The following is a 4621-nucleotide window of genomic DNA, read 5'->3' as shown; positions in this document are numbered from 1 at the left end:
GGCGGGCGGTGCCGGGGAACCGGAGGAGCCGGAGTGCAGCAGGCCCGCCGTGCCCGCCGCGCCGGCGGCCCCGAGAGCGGCGACCCCGGCGAGCAGGGCCCGGCGCCGCGTGAACAAGTGATCCTTGCGCATGACTCATCAGTGACCGCCGCGGATGGTGCGGCACCGGTACGGCGGCACGAAAGCACCCGCCCGGCCCAGCCTCCGCGCCGGTCACCGCCGAGATGGACCCGGTCCGGGGGCTGGCACGGGGCGGGCTGTTCGATAGCCTCACGGGTGTGACGGAACAGCACCAGGAGCACGAGCGGCAGGAGCACCGGTTCGAGCGGGGCACCGACGGACCGAAGGTGATCGTGGCCGGCGTGGACGGTTCGGACTCCTCGATGCGGGCCGCCGCCTACGCCGGTGGTCTGGCCCGGCGCCAGGGCGCGCTGCTGGCCCTGGTGTACGTGCAGCCGGTGATGACGGCGGGCGCGGCGCTCGGCGCGCCGGTGGCCGAGACCACCGACGAGATCGCCGAGGAACTGGTGCAGCATGTCCGGGAGGCGGCCGAGCGTGTGAAGGGCATATTCGACGTCCGCTGGGAGTTCCACACCTTCCACGGCGATCCGTTCAACGGGCTGGTGAAGGCCGCCGACGAGCTGAAGGCGGACGCGGTGGTCGTGGGCGCCTCCGAGCAGGCCGGCCACCGGATCATCGGGTCGGTGGCGGTCCGCCTGGTGAAGGCGGGGCGCTGGCCGGTGACCGTCGTGCCGTAGCCGGTGCGGAGCGGGCCGCCGCGGCCCGCCGGGCGTGCGGGGTGTCTTCCGTACCCGGCCCAGCTGGGCCATCATGATCCGCCGTCAGCCGATTGCCGTCTGCGAAGAGGTGAGGCGCATGGCCGGGCTCCGCATGGGTGAGGGCATTCTCCGCCGTAAACCCATCGAGCACATCGAGGAGACGGAAGCGGGCGAGGGGCCGCGGCTGGATCGTTCGCTGGGGTTGTGGCAGCTGACCGCGATCGGCGTGGGCGGCATCATCGGCGCGGGCATCTTCACGCTGGCCGGCACGGTGGCCAACGGCACGGCGGGCCCGGCGGTGCTCGTGTCGTTCCTGGTCGCGGGCGTGGCCGGCGCCGCCGCCGCGCTGTCGTACGCCGAGTTCGCGGGGCTCATCCCGAAGGCGGGCTCGGCCTACACCTACGGCTACGCGGGGCTCGGCGAGTTCGCGGGCTGGTTCATCGGCTGGGGCCTGCTGCTGGAGTACACGGCGATCGTGGCGGTGGTGGCGATCGGCATCTCCGGCTACTTCAGCTTCCTGATCGAGGACATGGGCGCGCATCTGCCCGCCTGGATGCTGGGGGCGCCGGGGACCGGGTCCGGACACAAGGTCGATCTGTTCGCGGCCGTGCTGTGCCTGCTCATCGCCTGGCTGCTGAACCTGGGCATCCGCAACGCGGCCCGGTTCGAGACGGTGGTGGTGGCGCTGAAGGTCCTGGTGGTGCTGGTGGTGATCGTGGTCGGCGTGTTCCACATCGACAGCGCCCACTACCACCCGTTCTTCCCGTACGGGGTGGGCGGGGCGTTCACCGGAGCGGCCACCGTGTTCTTCGCCGTCTTCGGGTACGACGCCATGTCGACGGCGGCCGAGGAGTCCAAGGACGCCCAGCGGCACATGCCGAAGGCGATCGTCTACTCGCTGGCGATCGCGATGGTGCTGTACGTGGCGGCCTGCCTGGTGCTGACCGGGATGCAGAAGTACCAGGACATCGACAAGGAGAGCGGGTTCGCGACCGCGTTCAAGTCGGTGGGGCTGAGCCGGCTGGCGGACGTGATCGCGGTGGGCGCGATCATCGGCATCCTCACCGTGATGTTCACCTTCATGCTGGGCGTGACCCGGGTGTGGTTCGCCATGTCGCGGGACGGGCTGCTGCCGCGGTGGTTCGCCAAGACGCACCCCACGCGGCACGTGCCGACCCGAGTGACGTGGATCGTCGGGGTGGCCTCGGCGGTCATCGCCGGTTTCCTGCCGATCGCGGAGGCGGCCGAACTGACCAACATCGGCATCCTCCTGGCGTTCGTGGTGGTGTGCACGGCGGTGATCGTGCTGCGCTACCGGCAGCCCGACCTGCCGCGCAGTTTCCGCACGCCGTGGATGCCGTTCGTGCCGGCGCTCGGGGTCGTCTTCTCCCTCTGGCTGATCACGTTCCTGCAGTGGCAGACGTGGGTGCGGTTCGTCGTGTGGTTCCTGATCGGCTGCGTGATCTACTTCGGGTACTCGTACAAGCGGTCGGTGCTGGCCCGCCAGGAGCGGGCCGCGGACTGACGCGGCCGGGCGTCAGTTCCCGCCCGCCCGCTCCGCCCACGGCCGGGCCGCGGCCGGCGGCGGTGGGGCCGGTGCGGGTGCGGTGTGCTGCTGCTCGCGGTGCGCGGCCTGGCAGGCGGCGGCCGCGGCGAGGAGGCCGGTCAGGACCAGGGACACCAGGTGTCTGCGTGCGAACATCGGTTCACCCCACTAGCGATCAAGCGCCCGAGCGGTCATATCGACAGACAAAACCCGTCAGATGCATGGGTACGAAGTCCGCCGCCGTCGCAAACGGACCCCGCGCCCGCGTTGGCCCGTCCGGGCGACGGCGGGGGCCGGGACCGTTCGTCGCACCGTTCACCGACGCCATCGACCGTCCGTCGCACAGCGGCGCGCGCACCCTGTCCCCCGGCGGCCCGCTGCGCTGCCATACAGCCATGACGGCCGGAACCACCCTGTCCAGCGCGACCACGACCGCGGAGCACGAACTCGCCGCGCTCCAGCGCGAGCACGGCCGCCCGCTGTTCGCGCTGCTGCTCCGGCTGTGCGACGGCGACCGGCAGCGCGCGGAGGACCTGCTCCAGGAGACCCTCGTACGGGCCTGGCAGCACCCCGAGGCGCTGCGCGCCGACGCCTTCGCCTCCGTACGGCCCTGGCTGCTGACCGTGGCGCGCCGGCTCGCCATCGACGCGCGCCGGGCGCGGCAGGCCCGGCCGCCGGAGGTCGGGGACGCGGTCCTGGAGAACGCCCGGGTGATCGCCGACCACGCCGAGCGGTCCGCGGCAACGCTGGACGTGCGCCGGGCTGTGAAGACACTCACTCCGCAGCACCGTGAAGTCCTGGTGCTGGTGTACTTCCAGGGAGCCAGTGTGGCGGAGGCCGCGCAGACCCTGGGCATTCCGCCCGGTACCGTGAAGTCCCGCGCGTTCTACGCGCTGCGCGCCCTGCGCCGCGTGCTCCCGGGCTACGCGACCGACCTGCGGTGAAACCACCCGCACGGCAAATCCTTCGCAAAGCGCCTTGCCGTGGACGGCCGTCGGGTAATCGGCTGTTCTCGTCCGTGTGCCGGACGAGCCCGTCCCGGGACCGGGGGCCGGGTGACGCGCACGCACCGGAGGAAGGCAGGAAGGGATGCTGCACAGAGGTCACGAGAGCACCGACGGCGACGGGGACAGCGGTGGACTCGCCGTCCCCATGGCCTGGTTCTACGCCGAGTACATCGCCGACGAGCTGCTGCGCACCGGCGACCTGATGCCGCCGGCGTCCGTGGAGTTCCGCGCGGGGCGGGACGCCCTGGCGCTGACCGTCTTCCTGTCCGACAGCGGGGGTGAGCTGTCCGGCATCCGGGTGATCTCCCAGCTGGAGACCTGGCTGTCGCTGACCGCCTACGACCAGCCGTGGCAGGACTGGGTGCGCGGGCGGATGGCCGATCTGGAGGCCGACGCGCACGCGAGCGGCGTGCGCTCGCCGGACCTGGCGCTGGCCCGGGCCGCGTGGCGGTGGCTGGAGGAGACCGAGCTGCTCGCGCCCGACCTGGACGCGGTGCCGGGCGGCGCGGGCGCGGCGGGCGAGGACGAGGGGCCGAAGGTGTGGACGCCGGCCTGGCAGCTGGGGCTGCCCCTGGGGCACCTCGCCATCCACCTGTTCTAGTCCCGCCGGGTTCGGGGTGTTTCCGGGGTCCGGTCTTTCCGGGTTCCGGTCGTCGTCCCAGCTTTCCAGGTTCAGGGCCTTTCCGGCCCTCCTGGGTCGCGGTCGTCCCGGCCTTCCTCGGACCCGGTCTTCCTGGGCGCGGCGCGGCGCGCCGCCCCCGGCCGACCGGGCGGGCGTGCGGCCGCTCCGGTGCGGGCTTGAGCGATTCGGCACCGCGGTGCGTACGGGTGAGGGCAAGGAACAGCCCGCACCCACCGCGAGGAACGGCATGAGGTCCCTGGAACGGCATCGCGACGCCGGAGCGTACGCGCTGGGCGTGCTGGACGCGGCGGACGCGTTCCGCTTCGAGGACCACCTCGGGCAGTGCCCTCGCTGCACGGCCGACGTGGCCGGGTTCGGGCCCACCGCCCGGCAGCTGCTGCTGTACCGGCGGGCCACGCCGCGCTCCGTGCACCCGGTGGTCCGGCCCGGCCCCCGGCTGCTGGAGCGGCTGGCCCGCGAGGTGGCCCGGCGGCGGGCCGGACGCCGACGGATGCTGTACGGGCTGGCCGCCGGCGTGGTGCTCGCCGTGGGCGGGTCCGCGGTGGCGGTCGTCGCCGGGCACGGGAGCGGGGCGGTGCGGGTCGCGGCGACCGACGCCGGGACGGGGGTGTGGGCCGAGGTCCGGGTCGCTGACGCGCGCGGGGGC

6 protein-coding genes are annotated in these 4621 nt (G+C 73.2%); 5 read left to right on the top strand and 1 reads right to left on the bottom strand.

All coding sequences use genetic code 11. The features are described from left to right. Positions 1 to 278 precede the first annotated feature (278 nt). Both GV126_RS31490 and GV126_RS31485 read left to right on the top strand, forming a co-directional pair. A complete protein-coding gene (locus GV126_RS31490; RefSeq protein WP_159672986.1) occupies positions 279 to 758 on the top strand; it encodes a universal stress protein in 480 nt (159 codons plus the stop codon). Positions 759 to 876: 118 nt separating this feature from the next. Next, positions 877 to 2304 (top strand): amino acid permease, encoded by a 1428-nt coding sequence (locus tag GV126_RS31485; protein WP_159672985.1) that lies wholly within the window; start codon positions 877 to 879, stop codon positions 2302 to 2304. A 12-nt stretch (positions 2305 to 2316) separates the two neighbouring features. Here GV126_RS31485 and GV126_RS31480 read toward each other — a convergent pair whose 3' ends face one another. After that, positions 2317 to 2481, bottom strand: a complete 165-nt coding sequence (locus GV126_RS31480; protein ID WP_159672983.1) for a hypothetical protein — start codon at positions 2479 to 2481, stop codon at positions 2317 to 2319. A 239-nt stretch (positions 2482 to 2720) separates the two neighbouring features. Between GV126_RS31480 and GV126_RS31475 the strand changes: the two genes are divergently transcribed. The 3 genes from GV126_RS31475 to GV126_RS31465 form a co-directional block, all read left to right on the top strand. Further along, positions 2721 to 3269, top strand: coding sequence for a sigma-70 family RNA polymerase sigma factor (locus GV126_RS31475; protein WP_159672982.1), 549 nt, complete (start codon positions 2721 to 2723; stop codon positions 3267 to 3269). Between the two features lie 145 nt (positions 3270 to 3414). Further along, positions 3415 to 3933 carry a hypothetical protein gene (locus GV126_RS31470; protein WP_159672980.1) on the top strand — a complete coding sequence of 173 codons (519 nt, stop codon included), beginning with the start codon at positions 3415 to 3417 and terminating at the stop codon, positions 3931 to 3933. A gap of 268 nt (positions 3934 to 4201) precedes the next feature. Beyond that, on the top strand, positions 4202 to 4621 hold a 420-nt coding region (locus GV126_RS31465; RefSeq protein WP_185948044.1), incomplete at its 3' end, for a zf-HC2 domain-containing protein.

Origin of the sequence: Streptomyces mexicanus, assembly GCF_902506575.1 — a bacterium.
GTDB classification, from domain to species: Bacteria; Actinomycetota; Actinomycetes; order Streptomycetales; family Streptomycetaceae; genus Streptomyces; species Streptomyces mexicanus.
This window is presented reverse-complemented; position numbering and strand designations above follow the sequence as displayed.